Here is a 23,162-nt window from a genome sequence, read left to right on the forward strand (position 1 = left end):
TCTTCTCACCGCTCTCGAACGGATACGCGTTGTGCGCGGATCTCATTCCAGGATCGCTGTCTCCGCGTTTCCTCCTTGCCCTCCCACAGATTTTCCAGCGTTCGGTTGATGACGCTCACCTTCGTGTCCGGACGAGCGGAAAGAAGCTTGACCAGTTCGCCCAGGCAACGCGTCAGGCGCTGCACCGTGGATTCGCTGAAGAGGCCGACCCGATAATCGATGCCGCCCTCCATGCCACCGTCGGCCGTGGTCATGAGCGTGAGCTTGATGTCGTGCACGGAAAGAAGGAACTCCGCGTCGAGCTCCTCGGCGCGCACGCCGGGGATGTCCCACTCCGGCGGCGGGACGTCCTCCAGCAGGAACCAGGTACGGAAGACCGGTGCCGACTCGCCCGCGCGGCGGACCGGGTTGATCGCCTGCACGACGTGGTCGAAGGGCACGTCCTGGTTCGCGTACGCCTCCAGGGCCCTTTCGCGGACCTCCTTCAGCACGTCCGTGAAATCGGGATCGCCCGTGAAGCGGGTCCTGATGGCCAGGCTGTTGACGAGGAACCCGATCGTGTTCTCCAGTTGCGGGTGGGCGCGGTGGCCCGCCGGCACCCCCACGATGATGTCCCGCTGCCGGCACCACCACTGCAACAGCACCTTCCACGCGGCGAGGTACCCCATGAACGTGGAGGCGCGTTCGGCGGTGCAGACGCCCTTGAAGTCGGCGGCCACGGCGGGGTCGATCGCGAGGGCGGCACGAGCCCCCTCGATCACGTCGGAGCCGTCGAGCTGCCCATCGGTGGGAAGGGCCAGAACCGGCAGCGGTGCGGCGAGCCGGCTGCGCCAGAAGTCGATCTGCGGCTTGAAGTCGCCCGTGCCGGACTGCCCGGCCTCCCACACCGCGACGTCGGCGTAGCCGACGCCGGGGGCGGGAAGCGCGGACCGGCTCCCGTAGAGCGCGCTGATCTCGCGGACCATGATCGAGGTCGACCAGCCGTCCCAGACGATGTGGTGCACCGAGACGATCAGGACATGCTCCTCGGGGGCGACCCGCAGCAGCCGGACACGGAAGTGCGGGCCGTTCGGCAGGTCGAAGGGGATGCGCGCCTCTTCGGCGATCACCTGCTCCACCGAGTCGCCGCCCAGGTCGGCGACCTGGAAGTCCAGCGGCCTGCCGCCGCCTGGGACCTGGCGGGGACCGCTCTCGTCCGCCTCGAAGGACATCGACAGCACCTCGTGCCGCTCGACGAAGGCCGCGAAGGCGCCGCGCAGGGCGGCGACGTCGAGCGGTCCGGAGAGCCGGAACGGCTGCACGAGGTTGTACGTGGTGTTGCCCGGCACGAGCTGGTCGTGGAACCAGAGGCGGGCCTGGGCGGCCGTCAGCGGCACCGGCCCCTCCCGATCCTGCCTGGCGACCGGCCCCGACACCGCGTGAGACTCGCCGTCGTGCCGCAGGCCCTCGATCACGGCGGCGATGCCCGCCAGCGTCGGGCTGTCGAAGAGCACCCGGATGGGGATCTCCAGGTCGAGTGCCTTGCGCAGGTGCACGACCGTGCGCATGGCCATCAGGGAGTCGCCGCCGAGCTCGAAGAAGTGGTCGTGCCGGCCGATCCGCTCGACCTGCAGCATCCCCGCCCATACCGAGGCGATGGTCTCCTCGATCGGGGTCGAGGGCGCTTCGTACGCCACCGTGTCCTCGAACACGCGCTCGGTCACGACGAGCGCCTTGCGGTCGACCTTGCCGTTCGCGGTCAGCGGCAGGGCCTCGATCTCGACGAAGGCGCTCGGCACCATGTACTCGGGCAGCCGCTCGCCGAGAAAGGCACGCAGGTCGGCCGGGAGCGGACGCCCGTCCTCCGGGACGACGAAGGCGACGATCCGCTTGGCGCCGCGAGGTTCGCCGTGGACGGTGGCCACGGCGCTGCGGAGGTCCGGATGCCGCATCAGCGCCGTCTCGATCTCGCCCAGCTCGATCCGGTACCCCTGCACCTTGACCTGGAAGTCCTCGCGGCCGAGGAACTCGATGTCGCCGCTCGGCAGGAACCGGCCCAGGTCGCCCGTGCGGTAGAGGCGTTCGCCGGTCACGGGGTGGTGGATGAAAGCGGCGGCCGTGCGCTCCTCGTCGCGCAGATACCCCTCGGCCAGGCCGATGCCGCCGATGTACAGGTCACCGGGCACACCGGCCGGGCGGGGCTTGAGCGAATCGTCAAGGACGTGGAACGTCTGGTTACGCATCGGACGGCCGTACGGGATGCTCGGCCAGCCGGCGGGTACGTCGCCGACCGGGTAGAGGATCGACCAGATCGACGCCTCCGTCGCACCGCCGAGGCTGACGATCTCCGGCTCGCCGAGAACCCGCCTGATCCGCTCCGGCAGGGTGACGGGGAACCAGTCGCCGCTCAGCATCACCAGGCGGAGCGCCCGGCTGCTCTCCTCCTTCACGATCATGTGCTCGACGAGGAGCTCCATCAGCGCGGGCACCGAGTTCCACACGGTGACCCCGGCCCGTTCCGCCAGGCGGAGCCAGGCGGCGGGGTCGCGGTGCGAGGCCGCGTCCGGCACCACCACGGCACCGCCGGCGGACAGGGGGCCGAAGATGTCGTAGACCGACAGGTCGAAGCTCAGTGACGACAACGCCAGCGTCCGGTCCCCCTCGCCGATGGCGAAGCGGTCGTTGACATCGACGACGGTGTTCAGGGCGCCGCGGTGGCTGATCATCACCCCCTTGGGCACACCGGTCGAGCCCGACGTGAAGATCACGTAGGCGAGGTCGCCCGGTTCGGTGGCGATCGGCCCGTCCGGGGGCGGGACCGGGCCGGACGGCAGCGCGTCCACGCGGAGCACCGTGCCGTCCGCTCCCAGCGCGGCGTCCATGCGCTCGGCCACCTGGGACTGGGTCAGGACCGCCCGCACCCGCCCGTGGCCGAGCAGGAACCGGATCCGCTCCTCGGGGAACTCGGCGTCCACGGGAAGGTAGGCCGCGCCGGAGGCCATGATTCCGAGGACCGCGGCGGACTGCTCCCAGCCTTTGTCCATGACCACGGCGACCAGGTCGTTCGGCCGGACGTCCAGGGCCTTGAGCCGCGCGGCGATCACATGGGCCCGGCCGGCCAGCTCGCCGTAGCTCAGCGTGCGGGTCCCGGTGATGACGGCCGGGCGGCCGGGCGTGCGCGCGGCGATGGCGAAGAACGGCTCGTGCAGCAGGCCCGCGGGCCGGTGGCCCGCGGTCTGGTTGTAGCTCTCCTGCAGGGCCCGGTCCTCGGCGGGCAGCAGGGACGGCAGCGCCTGGTCCCACCGCCCCTCGTCCGCGGCCAGCCGGCGCAGCATGTCCAGGGTCGCGCCGTGGATGGCGGCGACCAGCCCTTCCGGGAAGAGGTCGTCCACCGCGTCGATGTCCAGGACCAGGCGGCCCTCGGACTCGAAGACCTGGGCGTCGATCCACACCTGCGGCGTCTGGGAGATGCTGAAGATCTCCTCGCCCATCCCCGTGTCCTGCCCGTGGTCGAGGAAGAGGCTGGTGAACACCGCCGGCATCGCCGTGTCGGGGCGTACCCTCTTCAGCTCGCGCAGCACGCGAACACCGCTGAAGAGCCGGTGGTCGATGTCGGTGAGGAGCCGGTCCCGCACCGCGCGGGCGCGCTCGGCGAACGTGCCGCCGCCCGAGGCGTCGACTTCGAGCAGCGTCACCGAGGTGAAGTCGCCGACCACGGCGTCCACGCCGGGGTGCAGCGGGAGCCGGTTCGCCATCGGCAGGTTGAGGGTGAACCGGCGGTTCTTGGACCAGGTCGCCATCGCCTCGCTGTAGGCCGCGATGCACAGCGCGGTGGGGGTGATCCCGCGCCGCGAGGCGGCCGCCTTGACCGGCTCCCAGTACCGCTCCTCCAGCGTCCCGTGCACCCGGCTGAAGCGGGGGGTGTCGATGTCGCCGGGGTCACGGGCCAGCGGCAGTTCGGGCGCCGGGGCGAAGTCCGGCACGCGTTCGCGCCAGTACGCCTCCGCACGGCGGTACGGCTCGCTCTGCTCCAGGCTCTCCTCGGCCAGGACGTAGTCCCGGAAGGAGAGCTCCGGCTGGGGCGGCTCCCGATCCGGGTCCTGATAGAGGCCGGAAAGCTCGCGAAGCAGGAGATTCGAGCTCCTGGCGTCGGTGATCAGGCCGTCGATGCTGTAGTGCAGGCGGGTCCTGCCGCCGTCCATGACCGTGGCGCGCAGCTCGAACAACGGCCACCGCTCGGGCGCGAACACCTGGTGGGACATGGACTCGCGGGTGGAGTCGAGCGCCGCGCGCACCGCCTCGTCCGGCAGCCCGCGCACGTCCTGCGCCACGATGACGTAGTCGGGGACCTCGGGGAGGACGCGCTGTTCGCCGTGCGGCAGCACGATCGCGCGGAGCATGCCGTGGCGGCGGATCAGCCGGCGGAAGGCGCGCTCCAGACGGCCCAGGTCCAGGTCGGCGACCTCGAACTCCTCGTAGCCGTGCATGCCGACGTTGCCGATGTCGAAGACGCCCGTGCGGCCGATCCAGTACGCCTGCTGGACGTCTGTGAGCGGGAAGGGCTCGGCCGCGTTGCCAGGGTCGGGGACGATGACCGGCAGGGCCGCCGGGCCGGCGCCCTTCTCCGCGCCACGGATCGCATCCGCCAGGCCACGGATCGTCGGGTGCTCGACAAAGGTACGCAGCGAGATCTCCACACCGAGCAGCGCGCGTACCCGGGAGACGAGCTGAGCGGCCAGCAGCGAATGCCCGCCCAGCTCGAAGAACCCGTCATCCGGGCCGATGTCCTCGGCGCCGAGAAGGTCGGAGAAGATCGCCGCGATCTCCAGTTCCGCCGGATCGTCGTACACCGCCGCGCCCGCGTGCGGCTCCTCCGCGACGGGCTCCGCGGCATGCGGGGGTTCCGCGGCGTCGCGCTCGGGCGTCGCCGTCCGCCTGGACGGGCGCGGCGGGTCGATCCAGCAGCGCTCGCGTTCGAAGGGATAGCCGGGCAGGACGGTGCGGCGGGGTGTGATCCCGCCGGTCAGCGCGTCCCAGTCGATCGCGACGCCCCGGCACCACAGCTCGCCCGCCGTTGTCAGCAGGTCCGTCCCGCCCACGGGCAGGCAGGCCACCGCGTCCGCCCCGGCCGCGCGGGCCAGCTTCGTCAGGACCTGGCCGGGACCCAGCTCGACGAGCGCGGCGCCGGTGCCGAGCGCGGTGCCCAGGCAGTCGCCGAAGCGCACCGTGGCGTGGATCTGCCGCGCCCAGTACCCGGGGCTCGTGGCGTCCTCGTCCGTGATCCAGTCACCGGTGACGTTCGACACGAACGGGATGGACGGCGGCGAGAGCCGGATCCGCCCGGCCGCCTCCTCGAAAGCGGCCGCGGCGTCGTCCATCAGCCGCGAATGGAAGGCGTGGGAGGTGCGCAGGCGCTTGGAGACCACACCCCGGTCGGTGAGCCCGGCCTCGAAATCCGCGATCGCGTCGAAATGGCCGGCCACCACGCATTCGTGGGGGCCGTTGACGGCGGCGAGGTCCAGGCCGCCTTTCAGCAGTGGCACGACCTCGCCCTCCGGCAGCGGGACGGCCGTCATCGCACCGGCCGGCGCGCCCTGCATGAGCCGGCCGCGCGCGGCGACCAGGCCCAGCGCGTCCTCCAGCGACATCACCCCGCCGACGCAGGCCGTCACCAGCTCGCCGAGGCTGTGCCCGACCATGCCCGCGGGCCGCATGCCCCAGGACTCCGCGAGCCGGGCGAGCGCGTACTCCATGACGAACAGGGCCGGCTGCGCGAGAGCGGTCTGGTCGATCGCCCCTTCGTCGGCGGGCGGCGGCGCGCCGAAGCCCAGTACCGCCCGGACGTCGATGCCGGTCAGCGACAGCAGCATGGACGCGGCCCGGTCGGCCTCCGCCCGGAACACCGGCTCCTGCTCATAGGCCACCCGGCCCATGCCCGTGCTCTGGGTGCCCTGACCGGGGAAGGCGAAGAGCACCTGGCGGTCGCCGTCCGTGGCGTGCCGCGCCTGGATGCCCATGCTCAGCGCCTCGGCGGCCTCGCCCGCGCCGCTCGCGACCACGAAACCGCGATGCGGGAGCGCCCAGCGGCCACGTTGCAGGGTGTAGGCGACCTCTTCGAGGCGTTCGTCCGGGTTCGCCATGAGGTGGCCGGCGATATTGGCGGCGCTCTTCTCCAGCGCGGTCGGTGTCGCGGCGGAGATCGGCAGGATGTGCCTGGTTCGTTCCCCCTCCCCGGCCGCCGCGCGCGGGGGAGCCTCTTCGAGGACGACGTGCGCGTTGGTGCCGCCGATGCCGAACGAGCTGACGCCCGCGCGCAGCCGCTCCCCGCGCCACGGCGTCAGGGCCGCGTTGACGTGGAAGGGGCTGTCCTCCAGGCCGAGCCGCGGATTGGGCTCGCGGAAGTGCAACGAGGGCGGGAGCCGCCTCGCCTTCAGCGCGAGCACCGTCTTGATCAGCCCGGCCAGGCCGGCCGCCGTGTCGAGGTGCCCGACGTTCGTCTTCACCGAGCCGATCGCGCAGCGGCCCGCCGGACCCTCGCCGAAGACGCTCTTGAGCGCGGCGATCTCCACGGGATCGCCCAGCGGCGTACCGGTGCCGTGGGCCTCGACATAAGAGATCGTGGACGGGTCCACGCCGGCGACGGCGAGCGCTTCGGCGATCACGTCGGCCTGCCCCTCGACGCTCGGGGCGGTGAAGCCGACCTTCCTGGCCCCGTCGTTGTTGACGGCCGAGCCGCGGATGACCGCGTGGATCACGTCACCGTCGGCCAGCGCCGCGTCGAGACGCTTGAGCACCACGACGGCGGCGCCGCTCCCCGCCACGGTGCCGTCCGCGGCGGCGTCGAACGCGCGGCAGTGGCCGTCGGACGACCTGATGCCGCCCTCCTCATGGAGATGACCCCGCCGCTGCGGGAGGACGGTCGCGCCTCCCGCGAGCGCCACATCGCACTCGCCGTTGTTCAGGGCCTGACACGCCATGTGCACGGCGACGAGGGACGTCGAGCACCCGGTCTGGACGCTCATGCTCGGCCCGCGCAGGTCCAGCTTGTAGGAGATGCGCGTCGGCACGAAGTCCTTGTCGTTGCCGATGGAGGTCTGGAACGCGCCCACGCGGGCCACCAGGTCATCGTTGGGCAGCAGGTTGCGGTGGAGATAGGCGCTCTCCCCCACGCCCGCGTACACACCCGTGACCGTGTCCGTCCCCGAAGGGCGGCCGGCGTGCTCCAGCGCCTCCCACGCGCACTCCAGCAGCAGGCGATGCTGGGGGTCGAGGAGCTGGGCCTCGCGGCGGGAGAAATCGAAGAACGCCGCGTCGAAGCCCGCCATGTCGGCCAGCACGCCGAGCCTGGGCACATAGCCGGGCCGTGCGGACTCTTCCGGCGGGACGCCGTCGGCCAGCAGTTCCTCATCGGTGAAGGTGGTGATCGACTCGACGCCGTCCCGCAGGTTCCGCCAGAAGCCGTCCAAGGTGTCCGCCCCGGGGAACCGCAGCGCCATCCCCACGATGGCCACCGCGCCCTCCGGCGCTCCGCTGTCGTCCGTGATCTCGTGTGTCATTCCTGTCTCCAAGGTGTCCGGCCTCATCGGGGAGACCTCCGCGGCGCCCCGGTACGCGATCGCGCCTTCCGTGCGTCGGCCCGGCGACGCCCCGCGTCGCCGGCGGAGGAGCGCGCCTCATCGGCGGAGAGATGTCGTGCCAGGCTGCGGACGGTGGGGAACTGGAACAGGTCCGCCACGGGGATCGTCCGTCCGAGCAGTTCGGTGAGCCGGGCCTGCACCCGCAGGATGAGCAGCGAGTGCCCGCCGGCCTCGAAGAAGTTCTCGTCGGCGCCCACGTGATCGACCGCGAGCACCTCGGTCCAGACGGCCGCGACCCGGCGTTCCAGCTCCCCGGTCGGCGGGGTCCTCCGCCTCCCGGCGTCCGCCGGGGCGGGGAGCGCGCGCCGATCGATCTTGCCGCTGCCGCCGCGCGGCAGGCCGTCCATCAGGACGATCGCGGCCGGCACCATGTAGCCGGGCAGCCTCGCTTCAAGGTGTTCGCGCAGCTCGGCGACCGTAACGGGCGCGGACTCGGGCTCCCCGGGCCCGCTTCCGGCGAGCGCCGCGTAGCCGGCCAGCATCGGCTTGCCGGGAACGTCCTCGCGCAGGATCGCCACCGCCTCGCCGACCTGTGGATGCGCGGCCAGCGCCGCCTCGACCTCGCCGAGCTCGATGCGGAAGCCGCGCAGCTTGATCTGGTCGTCGTCGCGGCCGAGGAAGTGCAGCGTTCCCCCCGCGCCCGCCCGGACACGGTCGCCGGTGGCGTACATGCGCTCGCCCGGACGCCCCCACGGATCGGGCAGGAAGCTCTCTGCCGTGCGCGCGGGGTCTCCGAGATAGCCCTGGGCGACACCGGCACCGGCGAGGTAGAGGTGGCCGGGGACGCCCTGGGGCACCGGCCTGAGCAGTTCGTCCAGCACGTACGCGCGGACGCCGGGCAGCGGCCTGCCGATCGGCACTGTCGCCCCGCCGGACGCGTGCGCTTCGTCCGGCTCATGGACGGTGGCCGTGATGGTCGCCTCGGTCGGCCCGTACGCGTTCAGCCAGCGCACCCCCGGCGGCGAGGCGGCCCGCCATTCGGCCAGCCGGCCCGCGTCCACCCGTTCGCTGCCCACCACCACGAGCCGCAGGTCCGGGCAGTCGGCCACCGGGTACCGGTCGAGCACCGCCACCCACTCGTGCCAGTACGACGCGGGGAGGTTGAGGACGGTCAGCCGCTCCCGGCGGGTCAGCTCGGTCAGCTCGGCGATGCCGGGTACCGGCCCTGCCGGGAGCATGACCACGCATCCACCCCGGATCAGCGTGGCGAACAGCTCTTCCGCCGCCACGTCGAAGGTGACGGAGGCGAACTGCAGCGCTCGGTCCTCCGGGCCCATCCGGTAGCGATCCGCGAGGGCCTGGAGGGTGTGGGCCAGGTTGGCCTGGCTGACGCAGACGCCCTTGGGGGCGCCGGTCGTGCCCGAGGTGTAGAGCGCGTAGGCCGTCGCCATCGCGGGAACCTCGGGCCAGAGATCCGCGCCCGGTTCGTGTGCGGCCAAGGCGTCCTCGACGGCGACGACGGGCACCCCGCCGGTCGCGAGCCCGGCACCCGCCCGGGAGACCAGCACCAGCGCCGCCCCCGAGTCGGCGAGCACCCGCTCCAGCCGTGCCTGCGGCGTGGCGGCATCGACCGGCACGTAGCAGGCGCCGGCCTTCATGACACCGATCAACGCGACGGGCCACTCGGGGGAACGCTCCATCCGCACCACGACCGCATCCCCCGGCCTGACGCCACGGGCGCGCAGGTGAGCGCAGATCCGGTCCGAGCGGGCGGCCAGCTCGGCGTAGCTCAGCGACCGGCCTCCCTGGCTGACCGCCGTCCGCTCGCCCCAGCGGGCGGCCGCCGAGGCGAGGAGCCCCAGCAGGGTGGCCGGACCCGCGGCGGACGCCGACGCGCCGCCGCCCACCAGGGACTCGGTCTCGGCCTCGCCGAGCATCGAAAGAGCGGCCAGTCGCGCCTGCGGAGCGGCGAGAGCGGACTCCAGCAGGGCCACGAAATGCCCGGCCAGCCGCTCCACGGTGGCCCGCTCGAAGAGATCGACGTCGTACTCGATCGCGCCGCGCAGAGCCCCCGACGCGAGCGACGCCTCATCCCAGACGAGGGTGAGATCGAACTTCGCCACCGGGCCGACCAGCTCACGCACCGACAACGACAGGCCGGGTGCGACGGCCGCCCTCTCGGGTATGTCCTGCATCGACATCATCACCTGGAACAGGGGCGTCCGGCCCGGCTCGCGAGGGGGCCGCACGGCCTCCACCACCTGCTCGAACGGGACGTCCTGGTGCGCGAAGGCGTCCAGCGTGCCGTCTTTGACACCCGCGAGGAACTCGGCGAAGGTCAGGTGCTCGTCCCAGCGTGAGCGCAGCACCAGCGTGTTCACGAAGAACCCGACCAGTTCCTCCAGTTCCGGACGGCCCCTGCCCGACACCGGCGTGCCGACGCTGACGTCCCTGACCCCCGCGTAGCGGCCGAGCACCAGTTGGAAGACCGCGAGAAGGATCATGAAGCGGGTCGCGCCGAGCCGACGGCTCATCTCGCCCAGCCGGGCCGTCAGCTCGGCCGGCAGCCGCACGGGGACGGTGTCCCCGGCATGCCGGGGCGTGGCCGGGCGCGGACGGTCGGCGGGCAGGTCCAGGGCGGGCGGCGCACCGGCCAGGCGGTCCAGCCAGTACGCGAGCTGCTCGTCCCGCACGGGCCCGTCGAGAAGCGTCCGCTGCCATACGGCGTAGTCCGCGTACTGGACCGGTAGCGGTGGCGGCGGTCCGGCCACGGCGCCGATCGCCTCCCGGTAGAGCGTCCCGAGGTCACGGATGAGCACCCCGACCGACCACCCGTCGGAGACGGCGTGGTGCATCGTCAGCAGCAGGACCGAGCGCCGCTCGCCGAGACGGAGCAGGCGGGTGCGGAAGAGCGGCCCGGCGGACAGGTCGAACGGCAGTGCCGCCTCTTCCCGCGCCCGCCGCGCGGCCGTGCGCTCCCGCTCGGCCTCCGGCAGGCCACAGAGGTCTTCGACCTCCAGCTCGGCGACGGCCCCCGGCTCGACCACCTGGCGCGGCTCTCCGCCACCGAGGTCCACCAGGCGGGTACGCAGCGAGGGGTGGCGCAGCACCAGACCCCGCAGCGCGGTGTGCAGGGCCTGCACATCGAGCTCGCCCTCCAGCGTCAGCGCCAGCGGCACGCTGTACAGCGGACTGCCGGGGATGAGCCGGTCCAGGAACCATAGGCGCTGCTGGGCGAAGGACAGCGGCTGCGGCCCGGCCCCCGCGGGCACGATCGGCAGCCTGGCCCGCGCGGAGCCGGCCGCCGCGGCCCGGCGCGCGAACGCCGACACCGTGGGCGCCTCGAACAGGTCCCGGACGCCGATATCGGCACCGAGCCGCTCCGCGATGCGGGTCACCGCCTGCGCCGCGAGCAGGGAGTTGCCGCCGAGCGCGAAGAAGTCGTCACCGGCGGAGATGTCCGACAGCCGCAGCAGTTCCCCCCAGGCGCCGGCGACCAGCTCCTCGACCGGCCCCCGTGGCGGGACCCGGGCCTCGGCGCGTACGGCGTCCCGCTCCGACGGGGAGGGCAGCGACCTCAGGTCGGCCTTGCCGTTCGGCGTCACCGGCAGCTCGCGGAGAAACACGTACCAGGTGGGCACCATCGCCGCGAGCAGCCGGTCGGCGAGGAACGAGCGCAGCTCACGCGGCTCGGGGCGCGGTCCGTCCCGCATGACGACGTAGGCGGCCAAGGCCGCCTGGTCACCCTCCCCCTGGACGGTGACGACCGCCTCCTTGACGCCGGGGTAGGAGCCGAGCACGCCGGCGACCTCGTCCGGCTCGATGCGGACGCCGCGGATCTTCACCTGGGCGTCGGTACGGCCGAGGCACTCCAGGAGGCCGTCCTCCCGCCAGCGGGCCACATCCCCGGTCCGGTAGAGCCGTTCCCCCGTCCCGAACCGGCTCGGCACGAAACGCTCGGCGGTCAGGCCGGGACGGCCCACGTATCCGCGCGACAGACCGGCGCCGCCCAGGTACAGCTCGCCGGGCACCCCGATGCCGGTCTGCCTGCCGTGGGCGTCGAGTACGTACGCGGTGGTGCCGTCGATGGGCCGGCCGATCGGGACCCGGATGGCGTCACCGGGAAGGTCGGTGATGTCGTAACAGCTCGCGAACGTCGTGCACTCCGTCGGGCCGTATCCGTTCACCAGCCGGACTCCGGGCGCGGCTTCGCGTACGGCGCTCACCCGCCGCGCGTCGGCGGCTTCACCGCCGAAGAAGAGCGTGCGCAGCGGCGCGAACATGGCAGGGTCCGCGTCGGCGCACTTGTGGAAGACGGTCGTGGTGAGCATCATCGCGGTGATGCCGTCGGTCTCGATGCGCCGGCGCAGCGCGGCCGGTGAGAGCACCTCGTGCTTGGGGACGCCGACCAGCTGGGCGCCGTTCAGCAGCGCCCCCCAGATCTCGAAGGTGGCCGCGTCGAACGAGGTGTTCGCGGCCTGGCTCACCACGTCCGAGGGGCCCCAGCCGAGGTAGCCGGCGTCGCGGACCAGGCGCACGATCCCCCGGTGGGTGATCGCGACACCCTTCGGCCGGCCGGTCGAACCGGACGTGTAGAGCACACATGCCTGCTGCTCCGGATGCGCCGGCCCGAGCCGCGCGGGCTCCGGCGCGGGCTCGGGCGGCGCGCCGATCCGCAGGGTCGGCACCTCGGTGCGGAACGGGAGCTCGCGGTCGGTGAGGATCAGGCGGGCCCCGCTGTCCTCGACCATGTACGCCAGCCGCGCGCCGGGGTGGCCGGAGTCGAGCGGCAGGTAGGCCGCCCCGGCCAGCAGCACCCCGAGCATGGCGACGACCAGCGACGACGACCGTTCCATGGCCAGCCCGACGACGCTCTCCGCCGTCACGCCGCGCGCCTGGAGCAGGCCCGCGAGGTGCCGGGCCCGCGCGTGGAGCTCGCCGTAGGTCAGCGTTCCGTCCTCGAACCGCAGGGCCACGGCATCCGGCGTGGCGCGGACGCGTTCGAGGAAGGCTTCGCCCACGCCGATGGCGGGGGCCCGCTCGGGCTCGGTTCCCCAGGCCCGCAGGAGGTCCAGTTCCGCGGCGGTCGTGTGGGCGAGGTCGCGCAGGCGGGCCCCGGGCGCGCCGAGGGCGGACTCCAACAGGGTCACCAGATGGCCGGCGAAACGTGCCACGGTCGCCCGGTCGAAGAGGCCGGCGTCGTACGCGACGGCGCCGCGCAGAGCGCCGTCCTGGGACGGCGGCTCCCAGGTCACGCGCAGGGCGGGGTGCGCGTCCCGCTGCGCCGTCGTCGCCACCTGGAACGCCGGCAGGTCCCGGGGCTCGAACGTGCCCGGCATGGCCTTCCGTACCAGCGCGAGGAGTTCCGCGAAAGTCAGATCGTCATCCCAGTGGGTACGCACGACCTGGGAACCGTCCAGCAGGGTGACACTGACGTCGGTGACCCGCGCGTAGCGTCCGAGCAGCAGCATGAACGCCGCGAGCAAGGCCGCGGACCGCGCCGCCCCATGCGCGGCGGCGACCTCGTCGAGCCGCCGTACGGTCGGGCCGCCGAGGGTGACCGCCACCTCGTCACCGAGGGAGCGGAACGTTCCCGGCCGCATCCGGTCGGTGGGAAGTCCGAGGGCCGAAGGTGTGTCCTGGAGCCGATCCCGCCGCTCCGCGAGGTCCGCCACGTCCGTTTCTCCTTCGAGGGAATGGCTCGCCGGCCGACGGATACAGACAGGCTGATCAGCCGGCTCGCCGGGGTGAGATTCAGGGGGAGCCGACAGGACTCGGCTCGGCCGGCCCTTCCGCGTGGTCTGTCAGATGACGCATCCGGCGTACAGGGGACAGCGCCAGGAGGACCGCGGGGACGAAGAGGCCGATCGCCGACCACATGATCGTCTCCCCCAGGCCGAGTACGCCGCCCAGAGCGCCGCCCATCAGGGAGCCGAGGGACAAGGTGCCCCAGGAGAGCGAGCGCTGGGTGGCGTTCACCCGGCCCATCAAGTGCTCGGGGGTGATCGACTGGCGGAAGCTGATGACGGTGATGTCGAAGACGGGGATGCCGAGGAACCCGACGAAGGTGGCGGCACCGGCGAGCACGGTCGCGCCGAGGGAGTTGCCCTCCACGAAGGAGAGCAGCAGGAAGCCGATGCCCGGCAGAGCCAGGGCGGTGACCAGGGTACGGCCGATGCCCAGCCAGGCGTTCATCCGCTCGGCCAGCAGCGCGCCGACGAGCCCGCCGACACTGCCGACCGCGACGATCAGGCCGACCGCCGCCGAGGCCATCCCCGCCTCCCTGATCAGAAAGAGGAAATAGGCGGCCATGATCGAACTGAAGAACAGGCTGAGAAAGAAGACCGCGATGGTGCACCAGCGCAGCAGCGTGTCGCGGGCGACGACGGCGAATCCCTCGCGCAACGACGCCCAGATCGACGGCTTGGCCTCGTCCTCGGGCCTCTGCGGGGCCGCGTCCTTTGGCAGCTTGAACAGGGCGATGGCCGAAATCAGATAACTCGCGGAATCGATCGCGATCACGATGGGGGCGCCGATCAGGCCGATGAGCCCGCCGGCCAGGCCGGGGCCCGCGACCTCGGCGACCGAGGAGGACGCCTGCAGCTTGCTGTTGGCGTCGATGAGCCGATCACGATCGACCAGGCTCGGCAGGTACGACATGTAGGCGATCTCGAAGAAGACCGTCATGACGCCCACCACGAATGTCACAACCAGAAGCTGCTCGATCGTCAGTACGTCCAGCACGAACGCCACGGGTATCCAGGCGAGCGCGACGAACCTGATGGCGTTCGCCCACACCAGGATCGGCCGCCTGGCCCACCGGTCCACCATGACACCGACGAAGAGACCGAACAGCAGAAAGGGAAGCGTTTCGAGTGCGTTCAGTAAGCCCGCTTCCATGGGCGTCGCATTCAGCACGGCAACGGCGGTCAAGGGTAACGCCACAAAAGTGAGCTGCGTTCCCATGAACGAGATCGACTGACTGGACCAAAGCAGAGCGAACGCCTTGTTCCGAAAAATCGAGCCAGGCTGACTGCTCGAACCCATAGAAATCTCCGGATTCAACAAGAGGTGATCACGGCGTCCGGAGGCACAGCGGAACCGTGCTCCGACAATGCTGTGGGTGGCCCGGAATTCAGGGCATGTTCAACAGGAGGAAAGATTTCCGTCTTAGCCGGCTCGTCGTTCGGTGGCCGCCGCCTCGCCGGCGAGCCGAGCCACAAGTCCAAGGGGCCGCATGTCGGTCCAGTGCTCCTCGACATAGGCCAGGCACCGGGCGCGACCGGCCGGGCCGTACACCGGCCTCCAGCCGACCGGAGGTGCCGTGACCTGCGGCCATAGCGAGTGCTGGCCTTCCTCGTTCACCACGACGAGGCAGCTCTCACCCGCCTCCCCGAACAGACTTGACATACAGCCTTCCTCCGCCTTGCCGTCAGGGTCCGTACACGGCCGCACCACATCACCAGGCGCGCGCATCCGCCTCCACGCGACAGCAGGCCACCGGTGGGCGGCGAACTGTGAGCACTAAAGGCAGGCCATGAAACGCGCCGAGTGCATACCGAGCGGTCATTTCGGACTGACTATGACATCCCTTGAAGCGTTCTGGCAACCACATTGTCATTCCTGCAGGTAGAGCGGTCTATATAGCCCTGCCCACCCCGGGTAAGGGACCGCATCGGGCGGGTTTCGGCGCCGGGCATGGGCGGGTTCAAATTTAAACATGTATTTCCTATCGGCTAACAAGATTTAATATTAAAGAAAGGCCCCCGCCGTTCCGAAGGTAAGCACCTCTGGCACTACAGTCATGTTTCGTGATCCATAGTTTGAGCTGTATCGGATGGGCGATATCCGAGAATCCCCGGCCATGGGCGGCCGGGCTGGACGAACTGTTCGCGCGGGTCGCCGCTCGCTTCGGCCGGGTGGAACCACGCCGGCAGGCGCGGGCCTACCTGGTCGGGCTGCTCGCGCCGGTGGAGCGGAAGAACGGCTGGCAACTGGCCGAGGCCGCGGGCGATGCCAAGCCCCACCGGATGCAGCGGCTGCTGAACGGCGTGCGGTGGGACCCGCGGGATGTCCGCGCCGACCTGCGTGATTACGTGGTCGAACACCTCGGGGACCCGGGTGGGGTCTTGATCGTGGACGAGACGGGGTTCGTCAAGAAGGGCAACCGGTCGGCCGGGGTACAGCGGCAGTACTCGGGAACCGCGGGCCGGATGGAGAACTGCCAGCTCGGAGTGTTCCTCGCCTACTCCGCCCCGCGCGGGCGCGTACTGCTGGACGCGGAGTTGTACCTGCCGAAATCCTGGACCGATGATCGGGCCCGGTGCGCGCAGGCCGGCATCCCCGACGATGTGCCGTTCGCCACCAGACCGGCGCTGGCGGCGGCGATGCTGGGCCGGGCGCTGGAGGGCGGAGTACCGGCCTCGTGGGTGAGCGCGGACGAGACCTGCGGCCAGGACTACAAGTTCCGTCTCTACCTGGAGAAACGCAAGGTCGGGTATGTGGTGGCCGTACCCGGGAAGCAGTTACTGGGCGTCGGCATCGGCTACGGCGACACCGGTTCACGGGCCGATGCGGTGGCCGCCGCCGCCCCCCGGCAGGCGTGGAAACGCCTGCCGGCGGACGATGGGGCCAAGGGCCCGCGGTCGTATGACTGGGCGATGGCGACCCTGCCGCCCCATCCCGCCGACGACCTGCGCGGCCCCGGCGGCTTCCAACGCCGGCTCCTGGTCCGCCGCAGCCCGGCCCCCGACGTCCAAGGCGAGCCGGACCATGCCTACTACCTGTGCTTCGGCCCCTCAGGGACCGGTATCGAGCAACTGGCCCACATCGCCGGTTCCCACTGGGCCATCGAGGACTGCTTACAGTCCGCCAAGAACAAGGTCGGCCTGGACCAGTACCAGGTCCGCCGCTACGACGGCTGGCACCGCCACATCACCCTGGCGATGCTCGCCCACGCCTACCTCGCCGTCACCGCCGCACACACCCCCAAACCACACACGGCCTGGCCCCCCTCACCCCGCCCAAGACCCGCCATCTCCTGGCACATCTGACCAGCGCCACGACGAGATCCAGCTCTGGATCACGAAACCTGACTGTAGTACCGGGACCTGTACGGAGTTGAGATCACTGGGACACGAGGAGGGCGCACGGGAGGGATCGCACCAGAAGGTGCCGCGCGCCCCAAATGTCACCAATCGTTCATGAATGGTTTGCAACGTTCCCGATGGGACGGCGACACGTACCGGCCCCCGGTCTCTGATCATCCCTAGGTGATCCGAAGTGAGCAACACCCGCCCCCGCCGCGGGTGGATCTCGCCAAGCTCCTCGCAGGCGCCGTCCCCTCCGGCCTCGGACAGGCCCTCTGCCACCGCAATCCAGGCGCGACCATCTCGGCGGGCATTTGATTTCCCGGGTTCATTTGGTTTCCAAGGGGCAACTATTTTCTTCTTTCGGCTTACGTGATCTACGTCACACTGCACTTGCCTTTTCTCCGTTAATCCGCTCATGCGATAGTCGCAACGTCACGGGAAAAGCAACACAGAAAGAAAGGATTCACCATGCAGGACCATGGCATCGCGCCGGATTTCGCTGCCGATTTCGAGCTCTTCGCTCGCGAGCTGTCCGGTGAGGAGATGGAGGCCGGTCGCTCGTTCGCCAGCCTGAGCAGCGCATTCACCTTCTCTACCGGTACGTGCAGCAGCGCCGGCTGCGTCTCCACCGCCGGGTCGTCCGTCACCGGCTGAGCCTGACCGGCTGAACGAGGGGAGGTCCCAGTCCGATGCCGCGCCCCAATGCCGCATTCGATTTGGTGGATGACGAGCAGCCGGCCTGGGATCTCCCGGTCGCCTTCGCCGCATCGGTGGAAATCGTTCCCGGGGACAATCCCGGCGTGCTGTTGTACAGAAACGACACCGGGCGGTATTTCCGGCTCGGGCGCAGTTCGCGGATGTTCGTCCCGCATTTACAAAAGGGCACCACGCCGCGCTTTCTGGTGCAGCAGGTCTCCGACTCCTTCCAGGTGCGGGAGTCCGCCGCGGCGCGTACGGTCACGAGGTTCCTGGCGGAGATCCGTGAGATGGGGCTGCTCGACGTCCCTCCCCCCGCGAGAGGTCTGCGTGGGCGGTTCGCGCGGGCGCTGGCGGAGATACCGATGGGGCGGCTCGTGCTGGTGCGTGATTCTTCGCCGCCTGCGGCCGTCGGCAGGCAGGCGACGTGGGGGAGCCTGGCGCGGGTCGTCGCGGGGGCTTTCGTGGGGGTGATCGCCCTGCTGGCGGTCGGGGTGGCCGTGCTGGGGGCGACCTGGCGGCTCGACATCGGGGCCCTCGGGGGCGCCTCGGTCGCCATCCCGCTGATCCTGCTGCTCCACCTGACCCTGCACGAGGCCGGTCACTGGCTGGCCTGCCGGTTTTACGGGGTGACGGTTCCCGAGGCGGGGATCGCCTTCTGGTTCTGGGTACTGCCCCGGCCCTATGTCGATCGTTCGCACGCCTACCGGCTCGCCCGGCGTACACCGCTGGTCGTCATCACCGTGTCGGGGATCGTCATCGACGCGGTGAACGCCGGCATAGCGGGAGCCGTGGCCCTCGCCGCGGACGACCCCACGCTCCGCGCGCTGGCCGCGGCGATGGCGTACATCCTGGTGATGACGCTCGCGAACGACGTCAACCCGCTGTTGCCCAGCGACGGGTTGCACGCGATCGAGGCGGCGACCGGTCAGCTCGCGTTCCGCCGCAGGGCGATCCAGTACCTGCTCACCCTCCTGCTCCGGCTTCCGTCATCGCATCACCAGGAGTTCGCCGGCCGCCGGCTTCGCCTGATGTACCTGGGATACGGCGTGCTGTCCCTCGGCTACCTGGCCGCCGTGGTCCTGCTCTTCGCTCGTCTCGTCGCATCGGTGGGGGGATAAGGAATGAGATTCCGGGAATCCGCGACCATCGCGCCCTTCGTCCTGGTGCGCTTCTCCGGGTACGCGGCGACGGGGCCGCGCCGGCTCCGGGCGGGACGGGCCGTGGCGGGGCTGGACGAGGTACGCGAGTGCGGGCTGCGGTTGGCGGCGCTCAAGGACCCGCTGTCCGAGGCCTTGTACGAACTCGTGCCCACGCTGCCCGCCGAGGAGCGCCGCGCGGCGGTCGTCCTGCGGCGGGATGTGCACAATGGCCGCGTACCACGCATCTCCGAGGACGCGCGAGACCGGCTGGCGGCCCGGCTCGCCCCGGACGTACGTCTGACGCTGGCACGATGGCTGGCGGCACTCGAACGTTCCGAGACCGCCATGACGGCCTACACGGAGACCTTCGAGGCGGAGCTGGCCGAGGCCGAAGCCGAGCTGATCGAGCAGGCCGGCACGGACGAGCTGATCAAGGCTCTGTCCCTCGCCGCGCCCGAGATCACGGCCGCCGTCCTGCGAGCGGACGCGGACCGTATCCACGCCAAGGCGCGGCGCAAACTGCTCCGCACGCTCCTGAACTACCTCGTACGGGCGACGGTCAAGACGAGCCCGCTGGGCTGGTTCAGCCCGGTGGCGGTGTGCTCGATCGGCGGCGTGGACCCCGGCGGCAGTGCCGAAGGCGGTACCTACCAGTCCATCGCGTCCCTGCCGCAGGCCCTCTACCTGCGGCTCCTCCAGCGCTTCAGCGCCCACGAGTCCGCCGGCCGCCACCTGCGCTTCCACCCCGTCCGGAAGCTGAACGGCACCCACATGGTGCGCGCCAGCTACCTGCACACCCGCACCAACAGCTTCTTCTGGCGCGAGGATCTTGTGACGGACCTGAGCGTCCACCGCGAGCAGGCGCGTACGGTGCCCCATGGCATGTCCGGCGACCAGGTGCTCGCCACGCTGCGCCGGGACGACCCCGAGGCGTCCTGGACCCGGGTGGCCCGGCTGACCGACACGGGACTTCTCCGGCTGGAGTCGGCGTGGCCGGAGGGCGAGTACGACGCGCACGACGCGGTGACGGCGCTGGCCGAGTCGCCCGGCGTGACGGAGGCGATGGGGACGGAAGTGGCCGGCGCCCTGCGCGACCTGGGAGAGGGCATGCGCCGCATGTTCGACGCGGCGCCCAGGGACCGCGCGGCGCTCGCCTCGCGGATCACGCGGCTGGCCGCGGGGCTCGACGAGGTCACGGCCACCGCCACCGCGCCACGCGTCCCCGACCTGGCCGTACGCGAGGACGTCGTCAGGAACGAACCACTGCCCGCGCTGCCCGCGTGGGTCGAGGACGCCCTGTCCGGCTACGGCCGCCACCTGTCCTCCCGCATGGGCGTCCTGCCGCAGTACGCGAGCACGCTCGACTTCTGGCGGCGGCACGTTGCGCCGGCCCACGACTCCCTCCCGCTGCCGGCGTTCCTCGCCCGCTACATGACCACGCCCGGCCCTCACCTGCGGCACAACGCCGACGTCCGGCTGCCCGGCACCCGAGGCCCCGGCATCGGCGTGGGGCCCTCGATGCTCCGGCCCGCCTTCGCGATCCTGTTCCAGCTCGCCACCCTGGAAGACCGGGAACAGGTGATCGTCCTCAACCAGATCATGGACGGCAGCGGCGGCGTGACCGCCCGTTTCCGCGGGCTGCTCGCCCCCGGCCTCCTCGAAGACCCGCTCGAGGCGTGGCTCGGCCATCTCGTGCCGGAGGGTTCACGGCCTCTGGAACTCCCCGTGTCCTCGGACTGGAACCCCGTCCAGGCACGCTGCGCGGGCCGTACCCGCGCGCTCGACATCGGCGGCGGACTGGTCCCCACCGGAGAGCCGGTGCCGCTGGACCGGCTGCGGATCCGGCTGGACGAACCCTCCGGAACGCTGGTCGTGGAGGACGAGCACGGCCCGGTCGTCCCCTACTACTCCGGTCTCGTGCCCCGCCGCATGCTGAACGGGCCCGCCAACGTGCTGGCCACCCTCACCAGCCCCTGGTACTGCACGGCCCCCGAGGTGTGGGGAACCGCCTCCCTGCTGCTCCGCCTCGAACGGCCGGACGGGGTGGTGCACACCCCCCGCGAACGCGTCGGCGCCGTGATCACCCGCAGGGCCCGCTGGACGGTCAGCGCGGCGGAACTGCTGGCCCGGGTGAAGGCGCCCACCCCGGCCCTGACGTTCGCCGCCTACCGGGACTGGGCGCGGGCCCACGGGATCGCGGACGAGCTGTTCGTCCGCCGGGGGACCACCGAGCCCGACCTGTTCGCCAAGTCCCGCAAGCCGCTCTGGCTGTCCGGCGACGTGCCCCTGTCGGTCCAGGCCCTGCTGGACTCGCTCTCGGCGAAGGAGATCCTCATCATGGAGGAAGCCCTCCCCCGGCCCGGCACGGACTCACCCGTGATCGACGGGCATCCGCGCACCGCGGAGTACGTCGCCCACCTGAGCTGGGACGGGTGCTGAGCATGCGTTCCTGGCTCTACTGCGCGATATACCCCGGCTCCTTCGATCGGCTCGACGGCGTGATCCTGGAGCTGGTGGCGCGGGCACGCGGCCTGGCCGAGGCCGGTACCGAGCCGAACCGCTGGTTCTTCCTGCGGTTCTTCGACGTCGGCGGCCCGCACGTCAGGCTGCGCGTCCAGGGGCCGGCCGGGCTGCTGGACGAGGTCCACGCCGAGATCGCCGGCCGCTTTCCCGACTACCTGCGCAAGGCTCGGACCGATCCCGGCGTCCCGGCGCCGTCCATGCCGGGGGCGTCGCCCGCCGACTACTGGGAGGCCGTCGACTTCCGGATCTATGAGCCCGAGCTGCGCCGTTACGGCGGCGCGGCGGGCGTCCGGGCGGCCGAGGGCAACTTCATGATCTCCAGTACGATCGCGCTGCGCGCGGTCGGCGAGGGCCTCGACCACGTCCAGCGCCAGGCCCTCGCGGCGCTGACCATGAAGAACGCCCTCCGGCACTGCCTGCCCGGCGCGGAGGAGCAGTTCTGGTCCAAGTACTTCTGGTACTGGACCGGCAGGGACGAGTCCCTCGCGCCCGCCGCCCGTACGACCGCGGCGGCGTCGGCCGCCCGCCTCGCGCCCGCCGTCGAAGCCGTCCGTCTCCCTTCTCCCCTGGTGGCGGACGCCGGCAGGTACGCCGGCGCGATCCGCGCGACCGCCGACGAGGCGACCGCCGCAGGCGTGCCGCTCACCACCTGGCAGTGGGTGTTCCACCTGCTCCACCTGCACAACAACCGGCTGGGAATCACGCCGGGTGACGAAGCCGTACTCGCCGCCCTGCTGGGTGGAACACCGAAGGAGGATGCCGATGCGAGCGAGCACCGATCCGATGGCCGGCCCACCGCCGACCGGCATTGAGGCCGCGCTGCGGCGGCTGGATACGCTCATCGACGCCCGTGGCGGCCTGATCAACCTCGTCACCCGAGTCCCGATGACCACCGGACGGCAGCGCTTCCCGGTGTTCAGCGCCGCCCTGGGCGATCCCGGGTCGATCCTGCCCGGCACGGCGAACGCGCGCCACCTCATGAAGTGGGCCGACCTGGACGGCGCGGGCAGCGGACTCGCCGAGGAGACCGCCCGGCTGACCGCCACGGTCGAGACGATCGAACGCTACTCCAGTTGCATGTGGGACCCGGAGCAGTTCCGGTGGGCCACCGCGCGCTCCCTCGGGGACGAGGCGCTGGACCTGGAGCGGGTGCCCCGGTGTTCGGAGTCCGAGCTGGCCGCCCCCGCGTGCCCCGTCCTGGCCCCCGACCCGGACGCGCCGATGCGCTGGGTCCGCGGCGTGGACCTGGCCACCGGCGAACCTCGCTGGGTGCCCGCGGTCATGGTCTACCTGCACATCCCCGTCGCGAGCCGCGGCGAACGGTTCTGGCTGCCCATCTCGACGGGCACGGCGGCGCACTTCGACTACGACAGCGCCCTGCTGGGCGCCGTGCTCGAATGTGTCGAACGGGACGGTATCGCGCTCACCTGGCTGCAACGGCTGGCACTGCCCAGGATCGAGATCGACGTCTCCGACCCGGAACTGGACCAGGCGCTGGAGGTCTCCGCCAGGTCCGGTCTGCGGACGTACTTCTTCGACGCGACCACCGACCTGGGCGTTCCGACGGTCTACAGCGTGGACGTGGATCCCCAGGCGACGCAGGTGCGCACGTACGTCATGTGCGCCACGGAGCTCGATCCCCGGCGTGCCGTGCTCAAGGTGATGCGCGAGTCGTCCTCCGGACGGGTGGCCATGCAGTACCAGAAGCCGCACGACAAGCCGCTGGACGAGTACATCAACGTGTTCGACGGCGCTGTGCACATGGCGGTGGCGGAACGTGAGCACGAGTTCGACTTCCTCCTGAACTCCCCGCACCGCCGGCGGCTCTCCGAGATCGCCCCCACGGTCCCGGACTCCCCCGCCGGGCGCCTGGCGTGGGTGGTGGGCAGGCTCAAGGGCGCCGGATGCTCGGTGTACGCCGTGGACATCACCTCCGACGAGGCCCACGCGGCGGGTCTGCGCGTGGTGCGGGTCATCGTCCCCGAACTCGTCCCGCTGAGCTTCTCCTATCGCGCGCGGTACCTGGGCACCCCCCGGCTCTACACGGCCCCCGAGCGCATGGGCCTGCCGGCGCACGCCGAGCCCGGCCTCAACCCGTGGCCGCAGCCGTTCGCCTGACCAGCAGCCCTTCGCCTGACCAGTCCGGAGAAAGA

General features: G+C 71.3%; 10 protein-coding genes. 6 read left to right on the forward strand and 4 right to left on the reverse strand.

Annotated elements, in window-relative coordinates:
- Positions 1-5 precede the first annotated feature (5 nt).
- From DP939_RS06300 to DP939_RS06315, 4 genes are all read right to left on the reverse strand, one after another.
- Positions 6-7,535: a non-ribosomal peptide synthetase/type I polyketide synthase gene (locus tag DP939_RS06300; protein WP_158578483.1), complete on the reverse strand. Its 7,530-nt coding sequence runs from the start codon at positions 7,533-7,535 to the stop codon at positions 6-8.
- A 23-nt stretch (positions 7,536-7,558) separates the two neighbouring features.
- Positions 7,559-13,231 carry a non-ribosomal peptide synthetase gene (locus DP939_RS06305; protein ID WP_113979650.1) on the reverse strand — a complete coding sequence of 1,891 codons (5,673 nt, stop codon included), beginning with the start codon at positions 13,229-13,231 and terminating at the stop codon, positions 7,559-7,561.
- 79 nt (positions 13,232-13,310) lie between these two features.
- Positions 13,311-14,603, reverse strand: a complete 1,293-nt coding sequence (locus DP939_RS06310; protein ID WP_113979651.1) for an MFS transporter — start codon at positions 14,601-14,603, stop codon at positions 13,311-13,313.
- A 123-nt stretch (positions 14,604-14,726) separates the two neighbouring features.
- Positions 14,727-14,966: an MbtH family protein gene (locus DP939_RS06315; RefSeq protein ID WP_113979652.1), complete on the reverse strand. Its 240-nt coding sequence runs from the start codon at positions 14,964-14,966 to the stop codon at positions 14,727-14,729.
- A 434-nt stretch (positions 14,967-15,400) separates the two neighbouring features.
- Here DP939_RS06315 and DP939_RS06320 point away from each other — a divergent pair, with 434 nt between their 5' ends.
- The 6 genes from DP939_RS06320 (at position 15,401) to DP939_RS06345 (ending at position 23,127) form a co-directional block, all read left to right on the forward strand.
- On the forward strand, positions 15,401-16,609 hold the full coding sequence (locus tag DP939_RS06320) for an IS701 family transposase (protein WP_113980081.1): 1,209 nt from the start codon (positions 15,401-15,403) through the stop codon (positions 16,607-16,609).
- 507 nt (positions 16,610-17,116) lie between these two features.
- Positions 17,117-17,302 carry a hypothetical protein gene (locus tag DP939_RS06325; RefSeq protein ID WP_113979653.1) on the forward strand — a complete coding sequence of 62 codons (186 nt, stop codon included), beginning with the start codon at positions 17,117-17,119 and terminating at the stop codon, positions 17,300-17,302.
- Between the two features lie 146 nt (positions 17,303-17,448).
- On the forward strand, positions 17,449-18,465 hold the full coding sequence (locus DP939_RS06330) for a PqqD family protein (RefSeq protein WP_147267895.1): 1,017 nt from the start codon (positions 17,449-17,451) through the stop codon (positions 18,463-18,465).
- 3 nt (positions 18,466-18,468) lie between these two features.
- The gene (locus DP939_RS06335) at positions 18,469-20,925 is read left to right on the forward strand and encodes a lantibiotic dehydratase (protein ID WP_113979655.1); all 2,457 of its coding nucleotides are present in this window, start codon (positions 18,469-18,471) and stop codon (positions 20,923-20,925) included.
- A gap of 2 nt (positions 20,926-20,927) precedes the next feature.
- Positions 20,928-21,821: a thiopeptide-type bacteriocin biosynthesis protein gene (locus DP939_RS06340; protein WP_113979656.1), complete on the forward strand. Its 894-nt coding sequence runs from the start codon at positions 20,928-20,930 to the stop codon at positions 21,819-21,821.
- The gene (locus tag DP939_RS06345) at positions 21,772-23,127 is read left to right on the forward strand and encodes a YcaO-like family protein (protein WP_158578484.1); all 1,356 of its coding nucleotides are present in this window, start codon (positions 21,772-21,774) and stop codon (positions 23,125-23,127) included. The genes DP939_RS06340 and DP939_RS06345 overlap by 50 nt, the downstream gene beginning before the upstream one ends.
- The last annotated feature ends 35 nt before the right edge of the window (positions 23,128-23,162 follow it).

This window comes from Spongiactinospora rosea (assembly GCF_003315795.1).
Classification (GTDB): Bacteria; Actinomycetota; Actinomycetes; order Streptosporangiales; family Streptosporangiaceae; genus Spongiactinospora; species Spongiactinospora rosea.

What these genes read in the sequence shown, in the direction of transcription:
- DP939_RS06345 (WP_158578484.1), top strand. Translation starts at nt 21,772, where the DNA reads ATGCGAGCGAGCACCGATCCGATGGCCGGCCCACCGCCGACCGGCATT.
- DP939_RS06315 (WP_113979652.1), bottom strand. Translation starts at nt 14,966, where the DNA reads ATGTCAAGTCTGTTCGGGGAGGCGGGTGAGAGCTGCCTCGTCGTGGTG.
- DP939_RS06310 (WP_113979651.1), bottom strand. Translation starts at nt 14,603, where the DNA reads ATGGGTTCGAGCAGTCAGCCTGGCTCGATTTTTCGGAACAAGGCGTTC.
- DP939_RS06335 (WP_113979655.1), top strand. Translation starts at nt 18,469, where the DNA reads ATGAGATTCCGGGAATCCGCGACCATCGCGCCCTTCGTCCTGGTGCGC.
- DP939_RS06300 (WP_158578483.1), bottom strand. Translation starts at nt 7,535, where the DNA reads ATGACACACGAGATCACGGACGACAGCGGAGCGCCGGAGGGCGCGGTG.
- DP939_RS06340 (WP_113979656.1), top strand. Translation starts at nt 20,928, where the DNA reads ATGCGTTCCTGGCTCTACTGCGCGATATACCCCGGCTCCTTCGATCGG.
- DP939_RS06325 (WP_113979653.1), top strand. Translation starts at nt 17,117, where the DNA reads ATGCAGGACCATGGCATCGCGCCGGATTTCGCTGCCGATTTCGAGCTC.